This is a genomic window from Clostridium chromiireducens, assembly GCF_002029255.1.
Taxonomy (GTDB): domain Bacteria; phylum Bacillota; class Clostridia; order Clostridiales; family Clostridiaceae; genus Clostridium; species Clostridium chromiireducens.
Window position 1 is genome coordinate 23,626 of record NZ_MZGT01000004.1, and the last position, 26,350, is coordinate 49,975.

22 protein-coding genes are annotated in these 26,350 nt (G+C 31.3%); all 22 read left to right on the forward strand.

What is annotated here, in order from left to right:
* The first annotated feature begins 257 nt into the window (after window positions 1-257).
* The 22 genes from CLCHR_RS01810 to CLCHR_RS01915 all read left to right on the forward strand — a co-directional run bounded on the left by CLCHR_RS01810 (window position 258) and on the right by CLCHR_RS01915 (window position 26,340).
* Window positions 258-581 (forward strand): DUF6514 family protein, encoded by a 324-nt coding sequence (locus CLCHR_RS01810; RefSeq protein ID WP_079437948.1) that lies wholly within the window; start codon window positions 258-260, stop codon window positions 579-581.
* Window positions 582-654: 73 nt separating this feature from the next.
* A complete protein-coding gene (gene acpS, locus CLCHR_RS01815; RefSeq protein WP_079437949.1) occupies window positions 655-1,029 on the forward strand; it encodes a holo-ACP synthase in 375 nt (124 codons plus the stop codon).
* A complete protein-coding gene (locus CLCHR_RS01820; RefSeq protein ID WP_079437951.1) occupies window positions 1,029-2,534 on the forward strand; it encodes an NAD(P)H-hydrate dehydratase in 1,506 nt (501 codons plus the stop codon). Before acpS ends, CLCHR_RS01820 begins: the two co-directional genes overlap by 1 nt.
* Window positions 2,535-2,599: 65 nt before the next feature.
* Complete coding sequence (locus CLCHR_RS01825; RefSeq protein WP_079437953.1) at window positions 2,600-3,229, forward strand: germination lipoprotein GerS-related protein; 630 nt, start codon at window positions 2,600-2,602, stop codon at window positions 3,227-3,229.
* Between the two features lie 243 nt (window positions 3,230-3,472).
* Window positions 3,473-3,721: a hypothetical protein gene (locus CLCHR_RS01830; protein ID WP_079437954.1), complete on the forward strand. Its 249-nt coding sequence runs from the start codon at window positions 3,473-3,475 to the stop codon at window positions 3,719-3,721.
* Window positions 3,722-3,731: 10 nt separating this feature from the next.
* On the forward strand, window positions 3,732-4,085 hold the full coding sequence (locus CLCHR_RS01835; protein ID WP_009172938.1) for a type II toxin-antitoxin system PemK/MazF family toxin: 354 nt from the start codon (window positions 3,732-3,734) through the stop codon (window positions 4,083-4,085).
* A 276-nt stretch (window positions 4,086-4,361) separates the two neighbouring features.
* Complete coding sequence (locus CLCHR_RS01840) at window positions 4,362-5,183, forward strand: transketolase (protein ID WP_079437955.1); 822 nt, start codon at window positions 4,362-4,364, stop codon at window positions 5,181-5,183.
* Window positions 5,183-6,127 carry a transketolase family protein gene (locus CLCHR_RS01845; protein WP_079437957.1) on the forward strand — a complete coding sequence of 315 codons (945 nt, stop codon included), beginning with the start codon at window positions 5,183-5,185 and terminating at the stop codon, window positions 6,125-6,127. Before CLCHR_RS01840 ends, CLCHR_RS01845 begins: the two co-directional genes overlap by 1 nt.
* 195 nt (window positions 6,128-6,322) lie before the next feature.
* Window positions 6,323-7,171 (forward strand): YitT family protein, encoded by an 849-nt coding sequence (locus tag CLCHR_RS01850; RefSeq protein ID WP_079437959.1) that lies wholly within the window; start codon window positions 6,323-6,325, stop codon window positions 7,169-7,171.
* A 131-nt stretch (window positions 7,172-7,302) separates the two neighbouring features.
* Window positions 7,303-7,989, forward strand: a complete 687-nt coding sequence (ftsE, locus tag CLCHR_RS01855; protein ID WP_079437961.1) for a cell division ATP-binding protein FtsE — start codon at window positions 7,303-7,305, stop codon at window positions 7,987-7,989.
* A complete protein-coding gene (gene ftsX / locus CLCHR_RS01860) occupies window positions 7,979-8,869 on the forward strand; it encodes a permease-like cell division protein FtsX (RefSeq protein ID WP_079437962.1) in 891 nt (296 codons plus the stop codon). The genes ftsE and ftsX overlap by 11 nt, the downstream gene beginning before the upstream one ends.
* Before the next feature lie 155 nt (window positions 8,870-9,024).
* Window positions 9,025-10,290 (forward strand): S41 family peptidase, encoded by a 1,266-nt coding sequence (locus CLCHR_RS01865; RefSeq protein WP_079437963.1) that lies wholly within the window; start codon window positions 9,025-9,027, stop codon window positions 10,288-10,290.
* Between the two features lie 10 nt (window positions 10,291-10,300).
* A complete protein-coding gene (locus tag CLCHR_RS01870; RefSeq protein WP_079437964.1) occupies window positions 10,301-11,626 on the forward strand; it encodes a signal protein PDZ in 1,326 nt (441 codons plus the stop codon).
* A gap of 205 nt (window positions 11,627-11,831) precedes the next feature.
* Window positions 11,832-13,805 carry an excinuclease ABC subunit UvrB gene (uvrB, locus tag CLCHR_RS01875; RefSeq protein ID WP_079437966.1) on the forward strand — a complete coding sequence of 658 codons (1,974 nt, stop codon included), beginning with the start codon at window positions 11,832-11,834 and terminating at the stop codon, window positions 13,803-13,805.
* A gap of 76 nt (window positions 13,806-13,881) precedes the next feature.
* On the forward strand, window positions 13,882-16,707 hold the full coding sequence (gene uvrA / locus CLCHR_RS01880) for an excinuclease ABC subunit UvrA (RefSeq protein ID WP_079437967.1): 2,826 nt from the start codon (window positions 13,882-13,884) through the stop codon (window positions 16,705-16,707).
* Between the two features lie 318 nt (window positions 16,708-17,025).
* Window positions 17,026-17,469 (forward strand): FHA domain-containing protein, encoded by a 444-nt coding sequence (locus CLCHR_RS01885; protein WP_079437968.1) that lies wholly within the window; start codon window positions 17,026-17,028, stop codon window positions 17,467-17,469.
* Between the two features lie 264 nt (window positions 17,470-17,733).
* On the forward strand, window positions 17,734-18,954 hold the full coding sequence (locus CLCHR_RS01890; protein WP_079437969.1) for an FtsW/RodA/SpoVE family cell cycle protein: 1,221 nt from the start codon (window positions 17,734-17,736) through the stop codon (window positions 18,952-18,954).
* 3 nt (window positions 18,955-18,957) lie between these two features.
* On the forward strand, window positions 18,958-20,436 hold the full coding sequence (locus CLCHR_RS01895) for a peptidoglycan D,D-transpeptidase FtsI family protein (protein ID WP_079437970.1): 1,479 nt from the start codon (window positions 18,958-18,960) through the stop codon (window positions 20,434-20,436).
* Between the two features lie 123 nt (window positions 20,437-20,559).
* A complete protein-coding gene (uvrC, locus tag CLCHR_RS01900; RefSeq protein ID WP_079437972.1) occupies window positions 20,560-22,437 on the forward strand; it encodes an excinuclease ABC subunit UvrC in 1,878 nt (625 codons plus the stop codon).
* A 599-nt stretch (window positions 22,438-23,036) separates the two neighbouring features.
* On the forward strand, window positions 23,037-23,951 hold the full coding sequence (gene murB / locus CLCHR_RS01905; RefSeq protein WP_079437975.1) for a UDP-N-acetylmuramate dehydrogenase: 915 nt from the start codon (window positions 23,037-23,039) through the stop codon (window positions 23,949-23,951).
* A gap of 155 nt (window positions 23,952-24,106) precedes the next feature.
* Entirely contained in the window at window positions 24,107-24,991 is an 885-nt protein-coding gene (gene rapZ / locus CLCHR_RS01910; RefSeq protein WP_079437977.1) for an RNase adapter RapZ, read from the forward strand.
* Window positions 24,988-26,340 (forward strand): gluconeogenesis factor YvcK family protein, encoded by a 1,353-nt coding sequence (locus tag CLCHR_RS01915; RefSeq protein WP_079437978.1) that lies wholly within the window; start codon window positions 24,988-24,990, stop codon window positions 26,338-26,340. Before rapZ ends, CLCHR_RS01915 begins: the two co-directional genes overlap by 4 nt.
* Window positions 26,341-26,350: the final 10 nt, after the last annotated feature.

Here is a 26,350-nt window from a genome sequence, read left to right on the forward strand (position 1 = left end):
ATAAATGATTGTTGTTAAAAAATGTTATATTATATCAGAGAAATAATATCTAAATTAAGGATTCTATATTCAATAATTATCATGTTTCGACAAAACATATTTTAATAAAGAGAGTATGGGAGATCTAAATGTTGTAAAAGCAAAAGCAAGAAGTTTTATTGTCAATAAAAAAAATATAATTTTTAAAAACATGGACAGGCTTTGACAATTTATTAATATATTATGTGATAGTATAGGTATGTAAATAGGATTTATGATTGAGGGAGGAGTATACATCTATAAATAGTGATTCGGATGTGGAATTTAGATATGCTTATAGACTCACAAAAAGGGAATTTAGGGGAATAACTGCATATGGTATTGAAATCGAGAGAAAAGACTATGTTGGGTTGAAAAGTGTTAATTTAGAAAGAGAAAGTATAGATATAATTTCAATTCATAGGCATAAAGTAAAGCAATTACTTATGAAATTATATAGTAATCAAGTATCTCCAGTACATCTAATTGATATTGTTGGTAGTTATGCAGATGAACATGCTTATGAGTTTGATCTTGGAGTGGACGAAAAAGTTATAAATTAGAATAAAAGTATAGAAATAATTGAATATTTACGCTAGTATCATAGTATAAAATTACTAAGAGAGGCGATAAATTATGATTATTGGAATTGGGACAGATATAATAGAAATTGGTCGAATAGAAAAAGTGATAAAGAGAACAAGTAGTTTTATTGAAAGATCATTTACAAGTAATGAAGTAGAGTACTTTAAATTAAAAGGGTTAAAAGGGAATGTAATAGCTGGAAACTTTGCGGCTAAAGAAGCTATTAGCAAGGCGATGGGAACAGGGATTAGAGGGTTTGGATTGAAAGATATTGAGGTATTGAGAGATGATTTAGGAAAGCCGATTGTAAATTTGAGTGACAGGGTTTATACACTATTAGGTATAAAAGAAGAACTCAAAATACACGTTAGTATTTCACATAACAAAGAAAATGCAATAGCATATGCAGTTATGGAGGTAATATAATGTTTGAAATTTTTTCGGCTAATCAGTGTAGAGAAATGGATAAACAGAGTATTGATAGCGTGGGAATTCCAGGGATTATACTTATGGAAAATGCTGCAATAGGTCTATTTAGAGGGTTAATGGATAAAGGTGAGTCGTTTCTAATATTATGTGGTAAAGGCAATAATGGGGGTGATGCCCTAGCATTATGTAGACACTTAATAGAAGCAGGAAAGCGAGTACGGATTCATATTGTAAGTAGGGATGAAAATTACACAGAAGATTTTAAGACTAATTTTAATATCTTAAAACACATAATTAATGCTAAAGATATTTTATTTATTAAGTCAGAGGATGACATAAATGAGTATATTATTGATGATTTGAAGAGCTATGATGTGGTAGTTGATGGGATTTTTGGAGTTGGTCTTAATAAAGACCTAACTGGAATGTTTAAGGAAATTATACAGTATGTAAACCTATACGCTAAGTTTGTGGTGTCAATAGATATTCCGTCAGGGTTAGATTGTGATTTAGGAATTGAAAGAGGAATAGCTGTTAAAGCGAATATTACTTATACATTTGAAGTCATCAAACAGGGATTTTTAAATTATAAAGCGGTCCATTTTATTGGGGAAGTTATCGTGCTAAAGATAGGTATTCCTGAATTTATAAAAAACAATAATTCTAAAAAAGTCTGGATTTTAGAAGGTCAGGAGTATAAAAAATTACTTCTTAAAAGGCAAGTCTATGGCCATAAAGGGAATTATGGAAGAGCATTAGTAGTAGCAGGGAGAATGGGATTTACAGGGGCTGCTTTCATTACTACAGAATGCACTATTAGATCAGGTGCAGGCCTAACTACGTTGTTATGCAATAAAGAAGTCCAGATGGCATTATCAAGTAAGCTCATAGAGGCTATGACGTTAACTTGGGACAATAACAATGTGGTGGAGATCATTAAAAGTGCGAATTCTATCGCTTTTGGGCCAGGGATTGGAACGGGAGAAGAAGAAGCTAGGCTATTAAAGCAAGTAATTAACAATAGTAAATGTCCTATTGTAATTGATGCAGACGGAATAACCTTAATAGGGAATAATAAAGCATTATTAAGAAATTTAAGGGGAAGAGCAGTTATTACTCCACATCCAGGTGAGATGGCCCGCTTTTTAGGAAAGACTATTGAAGAGGTGGAGTCAGACAGAGTTAACATAACAAAAGAAGTTGCCGAAAAATACGGAATAATTGTTTTGTTAAAAGGATATAATACTGTAATCTCAAATGGAAGAGATACTTATATTAATCCAACAGGAAACAGTAAAATGGCATCAGGCGGCATGGGTGATGCATTGACAGGAATAATAAATGCATTTCTTTCACAAGGAATTGATTTAGAGAAAGCTACTCTTTTTAGTGCGTATGTTCATGGTAACATAGCTGATAAATTAGGAAAAGAAGTTTACATAGTAAATGCAAGAGATATTATAAAAGAATTACCTAAAGAAATTAACAGTATTATTATTTAATTAAGAATAAATTCTCCAAACTTTTCATAAATAGTATTAATGTACTAATAATATTTGGAGGAATTATGAATTTAAAAAACAATATATTAAATAAGATATTAATAATAGGTGCTGTTTTGTTGATTCCGGTGTTTATAATACTGGTGGTGATTTTAGGAAGACATGTAGTTACGCCGTCAAATGAAGACATAATAAATGGGTTGAAGAATACAAAATATTATAGCAGTAAAGTAGATTATGTATTTAAGAACTCAAAGGCACAATTTGAGGAAAGCACAATGCAATACCATAGCGCAGATAAAGGATCCAGAATAGAATTTCAGGAAGGGTCAGGGAGAGTTAAAGTTTACAATGGTGGAGAAATTAGAGTTGAAGGAAATGAGGATAATGAATATACCATTGAAAAAGATATAGATGTTATTTATCCACTAGCATTTATGGAGAATATACTATCAAATTCACAAATCGATGAAATTAAAGAGGTTAAGGCAGAATGGGGTGATGGGGTATATTTACAAGTTAACATTCAATATCAAAGTCAAAATAAGCATTTAAGCAAAGCGGAATTTTATATTGATAAAAATAAAGAAGCTCCAGTATTGTTGAAAGTTTTAGATGATAGTGGAAAGGAAAGAATAATAATTAACTATAAAGATTTTAAAAAAGAAAAAAGCTTAAGTGATGATTTATTTTAATTAAAAGGAATTGTAAAAATTGAGTCAAGCCAACATTAACATTATACAATGATAAACAAAGCTGAAAAAGGATATAATCAAGCGTACATATATAAATTGAGGAAAATAAAATTGTAATAGAAAGTAAAAGGATGTAATTAGCCATAACATGGTAATTGAGTAATACAAATCCTTTGACAAATTGACATAATTTGCAATATAATCATAGTAATAAGAACTTTTTACTGCTATGGAGGAGAAAATATGTCAATAAACAATCTAAATATTATGAAAAACAAAAATATAAAAAGTAATAAAATTAAAAAAAGTAGTGGAATTATGGAGAAATCGTTAATACAATATATTAACGAAGGATTTTCAGCTGATTTTGAGATGTTAATGAAAAACGGGTATCAAGAAATGGCTGAAATCAACTTAGAATATTCTAAATTAGGTTTTGAATATATGTTAGATGATGTTAATGAGTATGAGGCATGGATTTGCGGAGTGTGATTATTTAAAAATGGCAAACATTGTAGTAAAAAGAGGGGAAATTTTCTACGCGGATTTAAGTCCAGTTATAGGATCCGAACAGGGCGGTATAAGACCTGTTATTATAATACAAAATGATATTGGAAATAGATATAGTCCTACTGTTATTGTGGCAGCAATAACATCTCAAATAAATAAAGCTAAGCTTCCTATTCATGTTGAAATTTCATCAGAGGAGTATGGATTAAATAGAGATTCTGTTGTCTTACTAGAGCAAATAAGAACACTAGATAAGAGAAGGTTGAAAGAAAAGATTGGACATATGACTGAAGCAGATATGAAAAAGGTTGATAAGGCTTTAGCGGTTAGCTTGAATTTGAGCTAAAGAATAGGAATAATTATATAGGTATCAAATAAGAGTAAATATAATCAAGATAATAAATATATTGTTATCTATATGATATTTCGAAGAGTAGCGTAATTGAATAAATATGCTACTCTTTTTGCGTTTGATAACATAATATATTGATATTTATAACGATAAAAGTATAACACATTTATTATTGATGTATACAAATAATATTTTCTATGTTAGAATAAATATGTTAAAAATAGAACATACTATGAATGAGCAAATGAATTAATAACAGGGGGTTGTACAATGAGTAATGAATATAAACTTGAAGAAGTTGCAAAGCTAATGAGAAAAGATATTGTCTCTATGCTTACAGAATCAGCATCAGGACATCCAGGAGGATCTTTATCTATAGCTGATATAATGGCAGTATTATTCTTTAAGGAAATGAATATAGATACATCTAGGGTGAATGACCCTGATAGAGATAGATTTGTTTTGTCAAAAGGGCATGCAGCGCCAGCTCTATACAGTGCTTTAGCTAGAAAAGGATATTTTGAAGTTGAAGAATTGAATACTTTAAGACAAACTGGCTCTAGATTGCAAGGTCATCCTAACATGAATGATTTACCGGGAATTGATATGTCAACAGGATCTTTAGGTCAAGGAATTTCTGCAGCGGTAGGAATGTCGTTAGCCGGAAAACTTGATAAGAAAGATTATAGAGTTTATGTAATTCTAGGGGATGGAGAGCTTGAAGAAGGTCAAGTTTGGGAAGCATCAATGTCAGCAGCTCACTATAAGTTAGATAATTTAACTGCGTTTATAGATAATAATGGACTTCAAATAGATGGAAATATAGAAGATGTAATGAATCCAGGTCCTATAGATAAAAAGTTTGAAGCTTTTGGTTGGAATGTTTTGGCTATTAATGGACATAACTATGATGAAATTATAGATGCTATTGAAAAAGCAAAAGAATGCAAAGGAAAACCAACTGCGATTATATGTAACACAATAAAAGGTAAAGGTGTTTCGTTTATGGAAAACAATGCAGGGTGGCATGGAACAGCTCCCAATAAAGAGCAATGTGAGCAAGCGTTAAAGGAAATTGGAGGGGAAAACTAATGGGGAATAAAATTGCAACAAGAGAGGCTTATGGTAAAGCGTTAGTAAAACTTTCAAATATGAATAAAAATGTTGTTGTATTAGACGCAGATTTATCAAAATCTACTAAGACAGCAGATTTTAAAGCTGTTTCTCCAGAAAGATTTATTAACATGGGGATAGCAGAGTCAAATATGATGGGAGTTGCAGCTGGTCTTTCAACTTGTGGAAAAATTCCATTTGCAAGTACTTTCGCAATGTTTGCAGCAGGAAGAGCATTTGAGCAAATAAGAAACTCAATATGTTATCCAAAATTAAATGTTAAGGTCTGTGCAACTCATGCAGGAATAACAGTTGGAGAAGATGGCGCTACTCATCAATCAATAGAAGATATATCACTAATGAGAAGTATCCCTAATATGACTGTAATAAATCCAGCTGATGCAATAGAAACAGAAGCAGCAATACTAGCAATAGCAGAATATAATGGACCTTGTTATGTGAGATTAGGGAGATTAGCTGTGAGTACTATAAATGATTCTGCAAATTATAAATTTGAGATTGGAAAAGGTGTAACATTAGCGCAAGGTGATGATGTTACTATAGTTGCTACTGGTATGATGGTTGAGTTAGCGCTAGAAGCTAAAGAAGAATTAGCTAAAGAAGGAATTAATGCTAGAGTAGTAAATATACATACAATAAAGCCAATTGATAAAGAATTATTAGTAAGTGCTGCTAAAGAAACAAAAGCAATAGTTACTGCGGAAGAACATAGTGTAATTGGAGGCTTGGGTTCAGCAGTTGCTGAAGTTATAGCAGAAGAATATCCGGTTCCAGTAGTAAGAGTAGGAATAAAAGATACCTTTGGTGAAAGTGGTAAACCAAATGAACTTTTAAAAGTTTATGGTTTAACAGTGGAAGCAATTGTAGAGCATACTAGAAAAGCTATTTCATTAAAGAAATAATTGATGCTTAAATTTTTAATATAGTCAAAATAATTTTAGGTTAAATATAATAAAATATAATATAGTAAAATACAGGATATAAGGCTCATGAAATAGCTAAGTATCCTGTATTTTTTATTTTTGAATAACGAAAAATAAACAGAGAAAACTATAAAAGATAATTTAATATAAATAAAAATTGAAGGGGAAGATGAAATGAAAATATCAAAATTCAAAGAATACATTGTAATAACATTAGGAATAGCTCTAGTCGCATTTGCAATAGAATATTTTCAAGCACCAAACAATATAGCGGCAGGTGGAGTTACAGGAATAGCAATAATTTTAAATGCTGTTATACCAAGCTTATCAATAGGTATAGTGAGTCTAGTACTAAATGTATTGTTGTTTATTGTTGCTATTATATTTATTGATGGAAAATTTGGAGTGAAGACAATTTATGCAAGTGTGGGCCTATCATTAATAATATGGGTAATTGAAGAATTTTTAAAACCAGTTGCAATTACAAATGACTTAATGATGGCAACTATTTTTGGGGCACTGATTTCAGCTTTTGGGATGGCGATTGTATTTAACGAAAATGCGTCAACAGGGGGAACTGATATATTAGCAAAAATGTTAAATATATTTTTTCATATAGATATAGGAAAAGCTATATTAGCAGTTGATTTTTTAATAACACTTGTAAGTGCTTTAGTATTTGGTGTAGATGTTGCTTTATATTCCATGCTAAGTATCATATTACTTGGGATAATAATTGATAGAGTTATAGAGGGATTTAATGTGTGTAAAAGTATATTCATTGTTAGTAAAAAAAGTGAAGAGATAAGTAGATATATAATAGATACGTTGGATCGTGGATGTACTTTTTTAAAAGGAGTGGGTGCATATACAGGAAAAGAAAGCGATATACTTTATGCAGTTCTAAGTAGGAATCAGTTCATAAAATTGAAAAAATATATAAAAGAAGTGGATCCAGAAGCTTTCATAACAGTAGGTGAAGTGCATGAAGTGTTAGGAGAAGGATTTAATGATATAAAATAACAGTAATTGTAATAAAAGCTATAATATTTAATAAATTTGTATAACATTAAAAAGAATTCTTATGTTATAATTAATTTTGTAGGTTTTGCAATTAATTTGCAAAATATACAATAAAGAAGGAGTGTTTGAGTATGATTGAATTTAGAGGAATATCTAAAATTTATGATAATAATGTGAAAGCTTTGTCGGATGTTAATGTTGAGATAGAATCAGGAGAATTTGTATTTTTAGTAGGACCAAGTGGATCTGGTAAATCTACTTTTATAAAAATGCTTTTAAAAGAAGTTGATCCTACCAATGGAAAGGTAATTGTCGGGGATAAGGACTTATCAGCAATAACTAGAAAACAAATACCATACTATAGAAGAAAAATAGGAATGGTATTTCAAGATTTTAGATTAATTCAAACCCTTAACGTATACGAAAATGTTGCATTTGCAATGAGAGTTGTAGAGGCTTCGCCAAAGGATATTAGAAGAAGAGTCCCAATGGTGTTATCATTAGTTGGGTTATCTCATAAATACAAAATGTTTCCAAATGAGTTGTCAGGGGGAGAACAGCAAAGAGTTTCCTTAGCAAGAGCATTGGTTAATAATCCATCTGTTTTGATTGCGGACGAGCCTACAGGTAATTTAGACCCAGATACAGCAAGAGAAATAATGTCATTACTTGAGGATATAAACAAGGCAGGAACCACTATTTTAATGGCTACTCATGCTAAAGAAATTGTTGACTATATGAAGAAAAGAGTTATAGCTATAGAAAAAGGAGAAATAGTTAGAGACGAGAAAAGAGGTAAGTACGAAGATGAAAATTAATACTATTACACATTTTATTAAAGATGCTTTTACAAGTTTAAAAAGAAATAAAACTATTAGTATTGCTTCAATAATTACTGTTCTTATAACCTTCTTTGTTTTGGGGATATTTATGTTAATCGCAAATAACATAAATAAAGGAATAAATAATGTTCAAAATAAGGTTGAACTTAAGGTTTTCCTTAAAGATGATATAAAATTAATTGATCAAAGGGAAATCGAAATTAAATTGAGGGAAATTGATGGAGTAAAAGACGTGATTTATCTATCAAAAGAAGACGAATATAAAAACTTCCAAAGTACTACCAATGATAACGAAGGTTTATTAAAAGGATACACGTTACAGAACAATCCATTTAATGCTTCATTCACAGTGAAATTGGAGTCTCCGGAATATGCATCTAAGGTGACAGAAGGATTAAAAGATTTAGAAGGAATAGAGACTGTAGGTGATCAACAGGAACTGGTTGATAGAATCATAGGAATTGTGAACGGTATTAAGGTCGTTGGTTTTGGATTGTTTGTAGTTCTTGTAGGGGTTTCAATTTTCTTAATAATGAATACAACAAAGTTAACGGTTTATTCAAGAAGAAGAGAAGTTGGAATTATGAAATTTGTAGGAGCTACTGATTGGTTTATTAGATGGCCATTCGTTATAGAGGGCATGGTAATAGGATTTGTCGGAGCAACTTTAGCTTGTGTCGCATTGTATTTTGCATATGACTTACTAGTTAAATGGATTGCTTCTCAATTAGTGTTTATTAGTCTTGTACCAACAACTTATGTTTTATCGACACTATCATGGGAATTTATGATTGGTGGAATTGTAGTTGGTGGAATTGCTAGTATAATTGCACTAAGAAAGTTTTTAGTGGTATAATTTTTGCAAATAAGTATAAATATAAATGCTATAGGGATAAAATAATAAGACACCATAAAATCTTGAAAATAAGCTACATAATAATCCGCCTTGCACTATAAAGATGTTAACTAAAGGATTATATGTATAACGCATATGAAAGGAAGTCTTTATAGGTGAAGGAATCAAGAAAATATATATTTGCAAATAAGAGAGAAAAAAGAAAAGTATTTTTAATATTGCCTATGTTTTGTCTTATGGTAGCTATTGCTTGTGCATGTTTTTTTGCAGGGAATTATATTGCTACAAAAGGTGTATTTTTAGTAAAAACATCGCCAGAAGTTGTAAGCACAGCAGGACAAATTAATGATCGGAGTAAATATTCTGCACTCTTTACAGTTAGAGATAAGTTAATAGAAAAGTTTGATGGAGATATAGATGATGATGTCCTCTTAGAAGGAGCTATCAAGGGAATGACAAAGTCATTAAATGATCAATATACTGTATTTATGAATAATAAGGAATTTGATGATTTGATGAAACAAAGTAGTGGTAATATTACTGGGATAGGTGTTACTGTGACGTTAAAGGATGATAAGGTTACAATTATAGAAACGACTAAAGGGGCACCTGCTGAAAGGGTTGGATTAAAAGAAAATGATATAATTGAAAAGATTAATGATACAGATGTATCTGGAAATGATCTTAGTAAAGCAACATCTATGATTGTTGGAGCTAATGGCTCTGAATTAAAACTAACTATTAAAAGAGCAGGTTCAGAAGATTTTGATGTTAGCGTGGTACCTGAAAAAGTGAAAATTGAGTCGGTGAAGAGCAATATGATTGATTCGTCCACAGGGTATATTCGCATAATGACTTTTATGAATGAAAATACTACGGAAGACTTTAAAACGGCTATTGAATCATTAAGGACTCAAGGAATGAAAGGTCTAATACTTGATTTAAGAGAAAACCCAGGAGGATTGCTAGTGGAAGCAGTAGGGGTAGCATCTCAATTCATTCCAAAGGATAAAATAATAACTTATACAATTGATAAATATAATAATAGAAATGATTCATTATCGGTTGGTGGTATTGCAGAAGGAATTCCATTAGTTATCTTAGTTAATGAGAATAGTGCAAGTGCTTCAGAAGTTGTTACGGGAGCTTTAAGAGACTATGGAGCAGCAACGATAGTAGGTAAAACCACATTCGGAAAAGGAATAGTTCAACAATCATTTAAGTTTAATGATGGAATTGGCGGTCTTAAAGTAACTGTTTCAAAGTATTATACCCCTAATGGTGAGAATATTCATAAGAAGGGAATAACTCCGGATGTAGAAGTCGCAACGCCTGTAGGAATAAATGAGAATGGATATGATAAGAATTCAGATGATCAACTGAAGGCGGCAATACTTAAAATACAGGAAAAGATGCAATAGGGGGGATGAAATGAGTTTATTTATATACACGTTAAGAAATATAGCAGGTGCTATAGTAACTCCCCCACTTGTATTTTTACTGGTTGCGCTAGGAACAACATTATATTTAAAAAATAAAAGAATAGTGACTATGCAGAAAATAATCTTAGGAGGTAGTGTGAATTCAACCATTGAACTTACACTATCTCAACTTGTTTTAGGGATTATAGGGGGATGCGTAGGAAGTTTGATATTAACTAGTTTAGGTGTAGTATTTAATGAAAGTTCGGGAATTGCCTATTTGTTGATATTGTCAATATTGTTAATGTTCATAAAACCGAGATTAATATGTTTTGCTTATTCTGGTGCTATAGTAGGGTTTATAAGTATAATCATAAAGGGCATGGGCCAATTTTATGAACAGTTTTGGAATAATGGTTTTTTAGTAGTTGATATACTTTATTTAGGTGTTTTTATAGGAGTTTTTCATATAGTTGAGGGAATATTGGTTATGTTTGATGGTGATAGAGGAGCAGTGCCGGTATTCACCAGCAAGAGTGGAAAAATTTTGGGGGGATATGCTTTAAAAAGATATTGGGTATTACCAATATCAATAATGATAGCGCTTGCATCTAATAATCCAGCTATTGATTATTCAACTTCACTTATACAAAATCCAGAATGGTGGCCGTTAATTAAAACAACATCAGGGTTGAGTTTAATAACAAGTGGTATTATTTCAATATTGCCTTTTTATACAGTTCTTGGTTATTCATCGATTACATTTACAAGAACTAAGAGAGAGAAGGCTATATCATCAGGATTATATGTATTATTTTATGGTATAGTTTTAATTATGGTAGCTCAGATTGCAAGATTTGGTATTATAGGTGAAATGTTAGTTATAATATTAATGCCTTTTGGACACGAGTTTATGCTAAGAATCCAAGCTGAGGATGAGGAAAAAAGAACACCAAAGTTTGTAAGTGATGAAGAGGGATTAATTATTTTAGAAATTTCATCTGATTCAAAAGTAAGAGAATTTAATGTATGTATAGAAGATAAGCTTGTATCCGTAAATGGTAAAGATGTTAATTCGGAAGCAGAAGTGTATTCGATTTTAAAAGAAAGCTTATATAATACTGTTTTAGAAATTAAGAATTTTGAAGGAAAGCTAAAAAAGGTTGAATTTAGACATAGCAACAATACTAGGCTAGGGGTATTAGTTGTGCCTAGAAATGTAAATGAAGAAGATGTAATACCAGTTGATGATAGCAACTTTAAAAGTGTCTTAAGTTCAATTATGGATTCGGATAACAATGAATGTGAAAAAAATAAAGTTGATAAGGATAGATAAAATTGAATATACTAATTTAAATATATTAAAGTGGCTTAGCCACTTTTTTCTTTAAACAGATTATAATACTTAGTGTTTTTGGATAATACTTAAAAAGTTATAGTTACTTAGAAAAATTTAATAGTATAATTTGTTGACTTAATACTTAATGAAAAGTAAAATATACATATATATACGAATGTCTGTTCGAAATGGAGGTAGTATAATGGGAGAATTTAAAATACATTCTAAATTTAAACCAACTGGGGATCAGCCTCAAGCTATAGATAAGCTGGTTAATTCAATAAACTGCAATAATAGAGGGCAAACATTGCTGGGAGTAACAGGTTCTGGAAAAACATTCACTATGGCAAATATTATTGAAAAATTACAAAGGCCTACTATAATCTTAGCCCACAATAAGACTCTAGCGGCTCAATTATGTTCAGAATTCAAGGAATTTTTTCCAAATAATATAGTTGAATATTTTGTATCATACTATGATTATTATCAACCTGAAGCATATGTACCTCAGACAGATACATTTATCGAAAAAGATGCTTCCATAAATGATGAAATTGATAAATTAAGGCATTCAGCTACTTCAGCTCTTTTTGAAAGAAGAGATGTAATAATTGTTGCATCTGTTTCATGTATATATGGACTTGGTAATCCTGATGAATATAAAAAGTTGACTATAAGTTTAAGAACTGGTATGGAAAAAGAACGAGATGAAATCATAAAGAAACTTATAGAAATTCAATATGAAAGAAATGATATAGATTTTTCAAGAGGAACCTTTAGAGTTAGGGGCGATTCTTTAGATATAATCCCAGCATCATATTCTAACAAAGGAATTAGAATTGAATTCTTTGGTGATGAAATAGACAGAATAAGAGAATTTGATGTATTAACAGGAACTATACTTGGGGAAAGAAATCATGTGGCAATCACTCCTGCATCCCACTTTGCAACTTCAAGAGAAACAGTTGATAAGGCAATTGGCATGATAGAAGGGGAATTAGAGGAAAGATTAAAAGAGCTTAATGCTCAAGATAAGCTTCTTGAAGCTCAGAGGTTAAGACAAAGAACTAATTTTGACATTGAGATGATAAAAGAGATGGGATATTGCAGTGGAATAGAAAATTATTCAAGGATATTAGATGGTAGAGATCCTGGAACACCACCTAAAACATTAATAGACTATTTTCCAGAAGATTTTCTTATGTTTATTGATGAAAGTCATGTAACACTACCACAAGTTAGAGCAATGTATGCTGGGGATAGGTCAAGAAAGAATACTTTAGTTGATTATGGCTTTAGATTACCATGCGCATACGATAATAGACCTTTAAAATTTGAAGAGTTTGAGAAAAAAATGAATCAAATAGTTTTTGTAAGTGCAACACCAGCTGCTTATGAAATAGATAATTCAGAGGAGATCGCGGAGCAGATTATAAGACCTACGGGATTACTAGATCCAGAGATTATTGTAAAGCCAATCAAAGGGCAAATAGATGATTTATATGGGGAAATTAATAAGACTATCGAACAAGGTTTTAGAACGCTGATAACAACTTTGACTAAGCGAATGGCAGAAGATTTAACTAAATATTTAACTGAGCTTGGTGTAAAAGTAACATATATGCATTCAGATATTGATACAATTGAAAGAATGAAGATTCTCAGAGATTTAAGACTTGGCGAGTATGATGTGTTAGTAGGAATAAACCTTTTGAGAGAGGGATTAGATATACCAGAAGTTGCTTTAGTTGCTATTCTTGATGCTGATAAAGAAGGCTTTTTAAGATCAGAAACATCATTAATACAGACGATTGGAAGAGCTGCTAGAAATTCAGAAAGTAAAGTTATAATGTATGCAGATAATATAACAAAATCAATGGATAAAGCAATGAAAGAAACAGAAAGAAGAAGGAAACTGCAAAAAGAGTATAATGAGAAAAATGGAATAACACCAACAACAATAATTAAGGATGTAAGGGATATTATAGAAGCGACAAGGGTTGCAGAAGAAGTAGAAGAATATAAGACAGTTGATAAGAAAAAACTTACGAAGAAGGAAAAGGATAAGTTAATTAAAGATCTTACAGAAGAAATGCTTTTAGCTGCAAAAAATCTACAATTTGAAAGAGCCGCAGAACTTAGAGATATTGTTAATGAAATTAAGAATGGGAAATAACAAGGGATATACAATTGCTAAAACATAATGCACAACTTAAGTTGTGCATTGTGTATTAAATTAGGAGGTTAATGTAATGAACGATAAAATAGTAATCAAAGGTGCGAAAGTTAATAATTTAAAAAATGTCAGTTTAGAAATACCAAGAGACAAATTAGTTATACTTACAGGTTTATCAGGCTCTGGTAAGTCATCTTTGGCCTTTGATACATTATATGCAGAAGGGCAAAGAAGATATGTGGAATCTTTATCCTCTTATGCACGACAATTTTTAGGACAAATGGATAAACCAAACGTTGAGTATATAGAAGGTTTATCACCGGCTATATCCATTGACCAAAAAACAACAAGTAAGAATCCAAGGTCTACAGTCGGCACAATAACTGAAATATATGATTATTTAAGGTTATTGTATGCAAGAGTTGGAATTCCACATTGCCCAAAGTGTGGTAAAGAAATTACTCAACAATCTGTTGATCAAATTGTTGATAAAATTATGAGCAATGGGGATAAAACTAAAATTCAAATATTATCTCCTGTAGTTAAAGGGAGAAAAGGTACCCATGAAAAGATATTAGAGAATATAAAGAAAAATGGATATGTTAGGGCTAGAATTGATGGAGAAATTTATGATTTAACAGAAGAAGAAGTGAAATTAGATAAGAACAAAAAACATAATATAGAAGCTGTTATAGATAGAATTGTTTTAAAAGAAGGAATTGAAGGTAGACTTACTGAGTCTATAGAAGCGTCATTAAAGATGGGAGAAGGGCTAGCCATAGCAAGTATAATTGGAGGAGAGGAAACTCTTTTTAGTGAGAATTTTGCTTGTGCTGATTGTGGTATAAGTATTGATGAGTTATCACCAAGATTATTCTCATTTAATGCTCCATATGGAAAGTGTGATCATTGTGACGGACTTGGAAGTCTAATGGAAATTGATGAAAAACTAGTTATACCCAATAAAGAATTGAGTGTCATGGAAGGTGCAATAGCAAGCTGGGGAAGTGGGAGGCTTAAGGAGGATTCTTGGACGTATGCAATCCTTCAAGCATTAACAAGAGAATATGGCTTAGATTTGAATACACCTATAAAAGACTTAGATAGAAAACACATTGATTTAATACTATATGGAACAGAGGGCAAAAAACTTAAAGTTGAATATGTTAAAGAGGGAATCAAGGCCATATATAATTACGCATTTGAAGGGGAAATTAATGCACTAGGCAGAAGGTATAGGGAAAGTAACTCGGATCTTATTAAAGGTGAAATAGAACAGTATATGAGTAATGATTTCTGTCCTAAATGTAAAGGCGCTAGGTTGAAAAAAGAAGTATTAGGAGTTACTATTGCTGGAAAAAATATATATGAATTCACGAGCATGTCAATAAAAGAAGAATTTGAATTTATAAATGGAATAGAATTTTCTGAAAAGAATAGAATTATTAGTGAGCAAATTGTAAAGGAAATTAAAAATAGATTACAATTTTTATTGAATGTTGGTTTGGATTATTTAAGTTTATCAAGAAATTCTGGAACACTATCAGGAGGAGAATCTCAAAGAATAAGACTTGCCACTCAAATTGGTTCTGCTTTAATGGGTGTATTATATATTCTAGATGAACCTAGTATTGGGCTACATCAAAGAGATAATGATAGATTAATACATACTCTAAAAAATTTAAGGGATGTTGGAAATACTGTAGTTGTTGTAGAGCATGATGAAGATACTATGAAGGAAGCAGACTATATTGTTGATATCGGTCCAGGCGCAGGTGAACATGGTGGAGAAGTAGTTGTTGCGGGGACTCTTGATGAAGTTAAAGCCTGTGAAAAATCCATAACAGGACAATATTTAACTGGGAAAAAATCAATTCCTGTTCCAAGTATAAGAAGAAAAGGAAATGGACAAAATATAAAGATTATAGGTGCTAAAGAAAATAATTTAAAGAATGTAAGTGTGTCAATACATCTTGGTACCTTAACTATGGTAACTGGGGTCTCAGGATCAGGTAAGAGTACATTAGTAAATGAAATACTTTATAAGGGATTAAATAGATTAGTAAATAGGAGTAAAAACCCTGTAGGAAATCACAAAGAAATAGTTGGTTATGAAAATGTTGATAAAATAATAGATATAAATCAGAGTCCAATAGGAAGAACTCCACGATCTAATCCAGCGACTTACACAGGTACATTTGACATAATAAGAGAACTCTTCTCACAAACTACAGAAGCGAAAATGAGAGGTTACAAGCAAGGACGTTTTAGTTTTAATGTTAAAGGTGGAAGATGTGAAGCTTGTGCTGGGGATGGAATAATTAAAATTGAGATGCAATTTTTATCAGATGTGTATGTACCATGTGAAGTTTGTAAAGGAAAGAGATACAATAGAGAAACTCTAGAAGTTAAGTATAAAGGGAAAAATATAGATGATATATTAAATATGACAGTTGAAGAAGCGTTAAAATTCTTTGAAAACATACCAAGAATCGAAAATAAATTAAGAACATTAAATGATGTTGGACTTGGATATATAAGATTAGGTCAGCCGTCAACTCAATTATCAGGAGGAGAAGCTCAAAGAATTAAATTGGCATATGAATTATCTAAGAGAAGTACAGGAAAAACACTATATATATTAGATGAACCAACAACTGGGCTACATGTAGATGATGTTAACAGATTAATAGAAATACTTCAAAGCTTAGTTGATGCAGGAAATACTGTTGTTGTAATTGAACATAATTTAGATATGATAAAGTGTGCAGATCATCTAATTGATTTAGGGCCAGAAGGTGGAGACAAGGGAGGAACTATTATTAAAATAGGAACTCCAGAGGAACTGTGTAAAGTTGATGCTTCATATACAGGGAAATATTTAAAGAATATTCTTAAATAATAGTATGAAAATAAGAGTAATATTTAAAGATTATATTATTAATACTACTAGATTAATGTTTGCTACTACCCAATTGTCAATAATTGAAAATTGACAATTGGGCTCTTATATAACAAAATATTAAAAGTAGACATTATAAAAACAATTGATTAATTATGAAAATAATCTTAATAAGTAGTGCTTTTATATGTCATACCTGTTTTTTTGTTGTATAATCATAGATAAGGTATATTGAGTGATTAAGCAATTATAAATATATCTTTTATAAAATTATTTTCCATATGATTATGATACAGAAATAAATATTGAGGTGAAAATATGAGTTTTTCGAAAATGATTGCTGGGATTTTTGGAGTAGTGTTTATTATTATTTTATATGTAATAATATACTATGCACTTAAGATAATGTATAGAGATGTTAAAAATGGTGGAAAGAAAAGAAGACCACCTATTGCCAAGGGGAATTTTGGGCTAGAAATTATAAATTCTGGAGAAGGTAAGGACTTAAAGGATGGATCAATTATTCCTATAAGATCAGATTTAACAATAGGCAGAAAAGATGATAATTCAATTGTATTGGGAGATCCACATGTTTCTGGGAATCACGCAAAGATTATTGTTAGGAATGATTTACTATTTATAGAGGATTTGAATAGTACTAATGGTACTTTTCTAAATGGAAGTAAGCTAAATGGTAAAGCAAAGTTATCTAATAAAGATGAGATAATGATTGGAACTGCAGTTTTTAAGATTTTAAAATAAAGACTATTATAAAGGAATTATAATATAGATTAATAATTATGTTTTTATGAATGAATTATTCGAAGTTTAAAAAACAGTGAGGCTCAGCTGGAGATTATTGACAAATCTTCAGCTGAGCCTTACAAGAAATTTTGTGAAGTTATATTTAATAAATTAGTTTAAGGAAGTTCAAAATTCAAAATGATCTGTTTAGAACAAGAATGCCATTCTATAATGTTTAAGAGAGTATTTATTAAAGAAATGGAAACAATGAGGTGATAAAAATTGAAGATAAAAATGGATGAGGTAAAGTTATTGATTTTAACCTATCTTTTATGCATGGCACTTTTTGTAGATATAGCTATATTAAAGGAGCCTATGGATATAGGGGCAATATATATGGGAGTGGTAGTATGTGTATTTTTAACAATTACACAAATTCTAATTAGAAAGTTTTATCCGCAGGGAGATAAGTTTCTAATTACTTTTGCATGTCTATTGTCTGTTATAGGAATGGCAGTATTATATAGATTAGATTCCAGTATTGCAGTGAAACAATTAATTTGGTTTACTGTAGGGATTATTATATTTATTGCACTGGTAGCGGTAATACCAGATTTAAGGGATTTCGCAAAATATAAAAAAGTTTATTTAATAACTACTATAGTTTTTATGCCAATGGCATTAGTACTTGGAACAGAAGTCTATGGAGCAACTAACTGGGTATTTATTGGCGGAATGGGATTTCAACCATCTGAGTTTGGTAAAATCAGTTTTGTAGTCTATTTGGCATCTGCATTAAAAGATTATGAGGATAAAAACAACATTATAGAGGATTTTAATCAACTTTGGCAGCCAGCGCTTGTAGTGATGTTTTCTTTAGGCTGTTTGGTTATGCAAAAGGATTTAGGATCTGCCTTAATATTTTTTGGAATTGCAATAACAATGCTTTATGTTGCAACTGGAAAGAAAAAGTATGTGGCAATTACATTCACTTTATTTGTAGTAGGCTCATTCCTTGCATATAAGATATTTCCACATGTGAGACAAAGAATTATGATTTGGCAGAATCCTTGGGGTTATAAAGATACAGGTGGATATCAAATAGTCCAAGGATTATATTCAATATCTTCAGGTGGGATGTTTGGATCTGGCCTAGGTGAGGGTTATCCAGGTTTTGTACCTGTTAATACTTCAGATTTGATTTTTGCAGTAATTTGTGAAGAATTTGGTATGGTATTTGGTATGGGAATTATGATAATATATTTTTTGTTTTTCTACAGAGGAATGAGAGCTGCTTTCAGAGTTCAAGATAAGTTTTCACAGTTGGGAACTATAGGAATGAGTGCGATGATAGCTTGTCAGGTGCTGGTTATTATTGGAGGTGTTTTTGCGGTGATACCTCTTACAGGAATAACATTACCTCTCATAAGTTATGGTGGATCTTCTATGATAAGCATGTTTTTTGCGTTGGCTGTACTTCAAAAGATATCGGAGGAGGGATAAAAATTGAAAAATATTTCTGATAGTATAAAACAAGTAATGGTAGTATTTTTATTTTTATTCGTAGCTCTTATTTCATATATTGCATATTTTCAGGTTTTTTCAGCGCCTAATATAGCTGATCAGCAAGGAAATCAGAGACTTTGGGCAAGAAGAAATGAGGTATTAAGAGGAACTATATATGATAAGAATAAGAATCCACTAACAACAAGTGCAAGAGTAGATGCTCTTACACAAAAGAGGACTTATGTTAATGGAGATTTATATGTTCATGCTTTGGGATACGTTGATCCTAGATATGGATTAACAGGATTAGAAGCAAGCTATGATACTGAACTAACAAGTTACAATAAGATTACGAATAATTTTATGAATTTGACTAAAGATTTTAGTATTGCTAAATTAAAAGAGATGTTTGAGAGTAGAAAAGAAGATGAAGTTAAGATTGGTAATGGCGTTATAACTACATTAGATCCAAACCTTCAAAAGGCAGCATATGATGCGCTCGGTGATAACAGAGGTGCTGTAGTTGCATTGAATCCTAAGACTGGAGAAGTACTTGCAATGATTTCGAAACCAACATATAATCCAAATGATTTAGAAAAATCTATGAAAGCAGCTAATGAAGGAACAGCAGATAACAGCCCTCTTATTAATAGGGCAACATCTGGATTATATCCTCCAGGATCAACATTTAAAACTGTTACATTAACAAGTGCATTAGATAATATACAAGGTGTTACTAATAGGACATTTCAGGATGATGGAAAGATAGTATTTAATTCTAAGCAGTCATTAAGTAATGCAAACGGTGCTGTTTATGGAACTTTAGATTTGAGGGAAGCACTAAAGGTATCAAGTAATGTGGTATTTGGTACTTTAGCAATGGAGCTTGGTAATGAAAAATTGAAAACCACAGCGGAAAGTTATGGGTTTAATAACAGTATAGAAGCAGAAGGTTTTAATATTGCCAAAAGCCAATTTCCAACATTAAAGGCAGCTGAAGTTGGAAGTATAGCACAAACAGGAATAGGTCAAAGTAGTATCTTAGCTACACCAATGGAGATGGCATTGATATCAAGTACTATAGCTAATAATGGAAAAATGATGCAGCCAACGCTAGTTAGCAAAATAGTAGATAAGGATGGAAATGTTGTAAAATCTATTGATTCAAAGGTGTATAAGCAAGTTCTTAGTCCAACTAATGCAGCTATTATAAAAGATTACATGAAGTATTTAGTTGATTCTAAGGTTAACAGCAGTTGGACTTACTTTCAAGGAACAGAAGCAGCTGGTAAAACTGGTACAGCAGATTATATTCTTCCAAATGGACAAAATGCAACTCCTCATTCATGGTTTATAGGATTTGCACCAGCAAGTAATCCGAAGATTGCAGTTGCAGTAATTGTTGAGAATGGTGGATATGGATCTATAGCAGCAGCCCAAGTTGCAGGTAGAGTCATAAAGACCGCTATTCCCCAATAAATATATAATTTACAATGCACAATAAACAATAAATAATTGAATGGACTGATAAGTCATAATAGCGTTTATGGCATTTTTTGATTATGAGTTGTGAATTGTGCATTATTAATGGAGGTGAATATTATGTTTGATTTCAAGGCTCAGTTGAAGATTCTACCTGATAAACCTGGTGTTTACTTGATGAAAAATGCTCTTGGCGAAATAATTTATGTTGGTAAAGCAAAGGTATTGAAGAACAGAGTGCGACAGTACTTCCAAAATTCAAAAAACCATTCAGAAAAAGTGAAAGCAATGGTGAAAAATATTTCTGAATTTGAATATATAGTTACAGATTCTGAAATGGAAGCTTTAATATTAGAATGTAATTTAATTAAAAAATATAGCCCCAAGTATAATATTTCACTAAAAGATGATAAATTTTATCCATTTATAAAAGTAACAACTAATGAAGATTTTCCTAAAATATTTATAACAAGAAATCATGCTAGGGATGGAAATAAATATTTTGGACCTTATCCTAATGCAGGGGCTGTCCATGAAACGATAAACTTAATTAGAAAAATATTTCCTTTAAGAAATTGTAAAAAGTTAATCGTAGAAGGTGGAAAGCCGACAAGGGCATGCTTGAATTATCATATAAAGAAATGTAATGCACCTTGTGAAGGACGCATTACAAAGGCTGAGTATGGAAAAATGATTAATGAGATAATGGATGTTCTAAGCGGTAGAGATAAGACTCTATTAAATAAATTAAAAAAGGAAATGCAGGAATGTTCAATCAACTTAGAATTTGAAGAAGCTGCTTCATTAAGAGATAAGATTTTAGCTATTGAAAATATAGCAGAAAAACAAAAGGTGTTCAAATCTCAAGAAAGTGATGAAGACTTTATCAATATTTATAAGGATGAAAAAGACTGCTGTATTCAAGTATTCTTTCTAAGGGATGGAAAAATAACAGGAAGAGAACACTTCATGATTGAAGATAGTGCTCATGAGGAAAATAAGACAATTATTTCACAATTTATGATTTCATTCTACAGAGGAACTCCAAAAGTTCCTAAAAATATTTATATTCCTGAAAGTGATGAAATAGAGGCACTAGAAGAGTTTTTAAGTATTAAACGTGGGGCGAAGGCATATGTCAAGATTCCGCTAAAAGGTGAGAAAAAAGATATGTTGGAACTTGTCAAAAATAATGCGAAAATTACTCTTGATCAATTTAAAGACAAAATTTTGAGAGATAAAGAAGTAAATAGACTTTCTTTAGAACATATAAAAGAATTGTTAGGGCTTGATACTTTACCGTTTAGGATGGAAGCCTATGATATATCCAATATACAAGGAGTGGATTCAGTTGGATCAATGATTGTATTTGAAGATGGAAAAGCTAAAAATAGTGACTATAGAAGGTTTCGTATAAAAACTGTAAAAAGTGCTAATGATTATGATAGTATGAGAGAAATACTGGAAAGAAGGTTTTCTCATGGATTAAAGGAAATACATGAAATTCAAGAAAAGAAGATTAATTTTTCTAATGGAAAGTTCTCGAATTTTCCGGATTTGATTATGATGGATGGCGGAAAGGGCCAAGTGAATGTAGCACTTGAGGTTTTGGCGAAATTAGGTATAAATATACCTGTATGTGGGTTAGTAAAAGACGATCATCATGCAACCCGTGGAATAATCTATAATAACAATGAATTGATAATAAATAGGAATTCTGATTTAATGCAGCTTATAAGAAGAATTCAAGATGAAGTTCACAGATTCGCAATTACATATCATAGGAGTCTAAGGGATAAGAGGACTTTACATTCAATACTTGATGATATTCCTAATATCGGGCAAAAGAGAAGAATGGCGCTTCTTATGAAATTCGGAAGTATTGATAACATTAAGAAGGCTACGCTTGATGAACTACTTGAAACCGAGTCAATTGATAATAAAGCTGCTAATAGCATTTTTACATATTTTAGAGATACGAAAGCTAGTGAGACTTAATTTAAGTGAAAACTAGTATAAAGTTATAGCTTATTTGAATCTATCTGAGGATAAGATAACAAGTTAAAGATACTATGTATATTCTGCACTAGATAAGAAGTGAAGTTTTTGTTATGAAAGGACCAAGCTAACATATCAACGTAGTATAGTGCAGAATACATTAATATACTAATTGTTATTTTTTTGAATGTGACTAAAAACATGAACAAAATAAATAAATTATGCTATAATAGTACGGAATAAAAATTTACGTGGTTAAATTTAAAATGAATAAAAAATTTACTTGTGTTAGATTAATATATGCATTATTCTATATCATGTAAATTGAAGCACAAACAAGAAAATAATAGACCAGTATGCTTGCATATTTCGCGTCATAGCGGAAGCTTGACTCGCATATGTTTGCTGAGTTCGCACAAATAAGCGACCATAATCAAATCATAGATTTAGGTTCTTTGCTTATCAGCAAATTCTACCAATAGCTAGCTATGAGCAGAATTTACTTCCTTGTCTGACACGAAATATGCATTTCATCTTTGGTTTATTATTTTCTTTTATGTGCCTAATGTGATTAATATAAATGTTTGAGGAGTTTTAGCATGAAACATTATCAAGAATACAAGAATTTGTTCAGTAACATATATAACGAGGCACAAATTCAATTGGATGCGAAAATGAGTGAACATATATACTTTAAGGTTGGGGGACCAGTGGATATACTCTTAACTCCAAACAATATACAACAAGTCAGAGAAGCTATCGAGATTTGTAAAGGAAATGAAATTCCATTTTATGTTATAGGAAATGGATCAAATCTTTTAATTAAAGATGGTGGTATTAGAGGCGTTGTGATAAAGTTATGCGAACTTAACAAGATAGAACGAGTAGGAAATAGAATTACTGCGGAATGTGGTGCATTACTTAAGGACGTTTCAGCAGCAGCGACGGAAGGGGCCCTAGCAGGTTTTCAATTTGCATGTGGCATTCCGGGTAGTGTAGGCGGAGCCGTGTTTATGAATGCGGGAGCTTATGATGGAGAAATTTCCTTTGTCATTGAAAGTGCACAAGTATTAGATGATAATCAGGAAATTAAAATTCTTTCTAAGGAAGAATTGAACTTAGGGTATAGACAATCTGTTGTTATGCAAAAGGGATATATAGTTTTAAGTGCAACATTTGCCTTAACGCCTGGTGATAAAGAGAAAATTCAGGCTAGAGTTGATGAATTAACTAAAAGAAGAGAAGAAAGACAGCCATTAGAATATCCATCAGCAGGAAGTACATTCAAAAGACCGGAAGGTCATTTTGCAGGGAAATTAATTGAAGATGCAGGATTAAAAGGATTTACAATTGGTGGAGCTTGTGTTTCTGAAAGGCATGCGGGGTTTGTTATCAATAAAGATAATGGAACAGCGAAGGACGTATTAGGAGTAATAAATCATGTTAAAGAGGAAGTTAAGAGACAATTTGGCGTAGATTTATATCCTGAAGTTAGAATATTAGGTGAGGATTAATGTAAATATAAGAGCATATTAAACTCAAGAGTTTTGAGACTTTTGGGTTTTTTATGATTTAATATTAATAGTGTGATATAATTTTAATATTAATGCACATTAGACAAGAGGTTTATGTGCTTTGAAAGTATCTTTGGCAAAAGGGAGTGTTTAATATGAGATTTGTTATAGTTACAGGATTATCGGGAGCAGGAAAAACACAAGCAACAAGAACTCTAGAAGATTTGGGGTATTTTTGTGTAGATAACCTTCCACCAAAGTTAATATCAAAGTTTGCAGAGGTATGCACACAAAGTAGTGGAAATATTGAAAAAGTTGCTTTAGTTATAGATATTAGAGGTGGAATATTCTTTGATGATTTTTTTGAAGCTTTGAATTATTTGAAGCAGAATGAATTTAAATATGAGATATTATTCCTAGAGGCAACAGATGAAGTTCTTATAAAAAGATTTAAAGAAGCAAGAAGAAGTCACCCGTTATCACCTGATGGAAGAGTACTGACAGGAATTACTCAAGAGCGTGAGAAGCTAAGAGAAGTCAAAAATGTAGCGGATTTTATAATTGATACATCTAAATATGAAATAAGGCATTTAAGGGAAAAAATAAATGAAACGTATGGAAATAATACTCATCCAGAAAAGCAACTATCAATTACGGTATTAAGCTTTGGTTTTAAATATGGAATACCTGTAGATTCGGATTTAGTTTTTGATGTTAGATTTATACCAAATCCGTTTTACATACCAGAATTGAAGCAGTATTCAGGTAATGATGAACCAGTCAAGGAATATGTATTAAAGCAGCAAGAAACTATTACATTTGTAGAGAAATTGGTGGATATGCTAAAGTATTTAATTCCTAATTATAATAAAGAGGGAAAAAGACAATTAATAATATCGATTGGTTGTACAGGTGGAAGACATCGTTCTGTTGCAATCGCTAATGAGGTTTATGAAAGATTAAATAAAGAAAACTACAATTCTAAAATAGAGCATAGAGATGTAGCAGAAGATCTTCATAAAGGGGAAAAGAAACTATGAGGATACGCGATTGGCTTAAGGCAGGTATCAAAGTAAAACGGTGGCTGGCATTTGGTGTATTTGGAATATTATTAATAGCATTTGGTTTTACAGAATTAGTTACTCATAGAGTTTATGACTTGTACTATCGAGTTTTTTATGTATGTTTAAATATTACAGGAATATTTGTTTTATATATTTCAGTTACAGAAACCATGAAGTCTATGATTGCATTAGTTAATAGGGGGTATATCAAAGTTTCTCTTGATAGTAGAAAGATAGAAAGTTTAATATACGAGAAAAGGTTGCTGGTAAAAGGACCTAAAATTGTTGTAATTGGTGGAGGCACTGGTCTTTCAACAATGCTTAGGGGATTAAAGTATTATACATCAAATATTACAGCAATAGTAACTGTTGGAGATGATGGTGGCGGATCAGGGGATTTGAGAGAAGATTTAGGCATGTTACCACCAGGAGATATAAGAAACTGTATTTTAGCATTGGCAGATACTGAGCCTATAATGGAAGATTTACTTCAATATAGATTTCCAGATGGAAGGTTAAAAAATCAAAGTTTTGGAAATTTGTTCTTAGCAGCTATGGCTGGAATATCAGATAATTTTGAGGAAGCAGTACAAAAAATGAGCTCAGTACTTGCCGTAACAGGGAAAGTTATACCAGTTACTTTAGATAATATGCAGTTAGTAGCGAAGCTTCAAAATGGTAATATAGTAAAGGGTGAATCTCAGATTCCAGAAGAAGCTATTGAGCAGAAATCAAGAATAGAAGAATTAAAGATAGTACCAGAAAATGCAAAAGCGTTACCAGAGTCGTTGCAAGCAATTAGGGAAGCAGATGCAATAGTTATGGGTCCAGGAAGTTTATACACAAGCATAACATCTAATTTACTAGTTAAAGAAATTGCAAAAGAGGTTAGAAAAAGTGATGCAATCAAAATCTATATATCAAATATAATGACTCAGCCTGGAGAGACTACAGGGTTTAAAGTGTCAGATCACTTAAAAGTATTGTTCAAATATGGTGGTAAAGATATCGTAGATTATGTGATTGCAAATACAGGTGAAATAACAGACGAGTTAAAAGAAAAATATCAAAAAGATGGAGCAGAGCTTGTTAAGTTAGACAGGGAAGATATAAACAGCTTGGGTGTAAAAATAGTTGGTGAAGATTTAGTTAAAATTAAAAATGGTTTAGTAAAGCATGATTCAGGTAAGTTAGCGGAAATATTAGCTGATACAATAATGGAAAAGAAATTATTATATGATAAGAAGAAAATTATAGAGTACATGTATTTATCTCAACGTATTAAAGAGAGAGTAAGGGAAGAAAAAGGCCAAATAATTGATTAATTTAGTCAAT

Coding starts and splice junctions, on each gene's coding strand:
- CLCHR_RS01825 (WP_079437953.1), top strand. CDS start 2,600: ATGAATTTAAAAAACAATATATTAAATAAGATATTAATAATAGGTGCT.
- murB (WP_079437975.1), top strand. CDS start 23,037: ATGAAACATTATCAAGAATACAAGAATTTGTTCAGTAACATATATAAC.
- CLCHR_RS01845 (WP_079437957.1), top strand. CDS start 5,183: ATGGGGAATAAAATTGCAACAAGAGAGGCTTATGGTAAAGCGTTAGTA.
- CLCHR_RS01840 (WP_079437955.1), top strand. CDS start 4,362: ATGAGTAATGAATATAAACTTGAAGAAGTTGCAAAGCTAATGAGAAAA.
- uvrC (WP_079437972.1), top strand. CDS start 20,560: ATGTTTGATTTCAAGGCTCAGTTGAAGATTCTACCTGATAAACCTGGT.
- rapZ (WP_079437977.1), top strand. CDS start 24,107: ATGAGATTTGTTATAGTTACAGGATTATCGGGAGCAGGAAAAACACAA.
- CLCHR_RS01870 (WP_079437964.1), top strand. CDS start 10,301: ATGAGTTTATTTATATACACGTTAAGAAATATAGCAGGTGCTATAGTA.
- CLCHR_RS01915 (WP_079437978.1), top strand. CDS start 24,988: ATGAGGATACGCGATTGGCTTAAGGCAGGTATCAAAGTAAAACGGTGG.
- CLCHR_RS01850 (WP_079437959.1), top strand. CDS start 6,323: ATGAAAATATCAAAATTCAAAGAATACATTGTAATAACATTAGGAATA.
- ftsX (WP_079437962.1), top strand. CDS start 7,979: ATGAAAATTAATACTATTACACATTTTATTAAAGATGCTTTTACAAGT.
- acpS (WP_079437949.1), top strand. CDS start 655: ATGATTATTGGAATTGGGACAGATATAATAGAAATTGGTCGAATAGAA.
- CLCHR_RS01830 (WP_079437954.1), top strand. CDS start 3,473: ATGTCAATAAACAATCTAAATATTATGAAAAACAAAAATATAAAAAGT.
- CLCHR_RS01820 (WP_079437951.1), top strand. CDS start 1,029: ATGTTTGAAATTTTTTCGGCTAATCAGTGTAGAGAAATGGATAAACAG.
- ftsE (WP_079437961.1), top strand. CDS start 7,303: ATGATTGAATTTAGAGGAATATCTAAAATTTATGATAATAATGTGAAA.
- CLCHR_RS01885 (WP_079437968.1), top strand. CDS start 17,026: ATGAGTTTTTCGAAAATGATTGCTGGGATTTTTGGAGTAGTGTTTATT.
- uvrB (WP_079437966.1), top strand. CDS start 11,832: ATGGGAGAATTTAAAATACATTCTAAATTTAAACCAACTGGGGATCAG.
- uvrA (WP_079437967.1), top strand. CDS start 13,882: ATGAACGATAAAATAGTAATCAAAGGTGCGAAAGTTAATAATTTAAAA.
- CLCHR_RS01835 (WP_009172938.1), top strand. CDS start 3,732: ATGGCAAACATTGTAGTAAAAAGAGGGGAAATTTTCTACGCGGATTTA.